The organism is Bowmanella yangjiangensis, from assembly GCF_017255015.1.
Classification (GTDB): domain Bacteria; phylum Pseudomonadota; class Gammaproteobacteria; order Enterobacterales; family Alteromonadaceae; genus Bowmanella; species Bowmanella yangjiangensis.
The window spans coordinates 1-512 of the sequence record NZ_JAFKCS010000538.1 but is presented as its reverse complement, the minus strand read 5'-3'; the positions used below and the strand labels follow the sequence as shown (position 1 = coordinate 512).

The following is a 512-nucleotide window of genomic DNA, read 5'->3' as shown; positions in this document are numbered from 1 at the left end:
CAGATAGCAGATGAAATACAGCGCGCGACTGACAATGAACGCCACCGCCAGCTGGTCGAGCAGTGCCTGCTCGGCGCCCCCCGCCTGATGGGCAATGATCACCGCCGCCGCGAACGCCGGCGTAACTTCGAAACCGTTGAGCTGGGCGCTGTTGGCACGCTTGCGCCAGCCCTCCAGGGTCCCAAGGAAAGCACGCGGATCCTGGTTGGCGCGCGGCCCATATCCAGGACCGAGGAACTTGGCGGTAGCGGTGCCCAGATAAGGCATGAAGATGGCGATCAGTACGCACCAGTAGGCAAGAGTCATGGCGTGGTTTCACTGCTGATAGAGGAAAAACCAGCCTGAGCGAATGCACCTGCCGCGTCCATGACTGCGACAGCCTGTGATGCCGGCAGGTCGGCCAATTCTGCGGCCGTCCACGCCAGCGCGAATCAGTCCTGGAAACGGTCCCGGGCGTAGGTGATTTCGGTCTTGCCGTGCGGCGCGGGCAGACCATCCTCGCCGAGGTTGAC

At 63.1% G+C, this 512-nt stretch carries 1 protein-coding gene; it reads right to left on the bottom strand.

From position 1 onward, the window contains the following. The coding region (locus tag J0A65_RS25540; RefSeq protein ID WP_206597018.1) for an MAPEG family protein at nucleotides 1-306 on the bottom strand (306 nt) is incomplete at its 3' end. Between the last annotated feature and the right edge of the window lie 206 nt (nucleotides 307-512).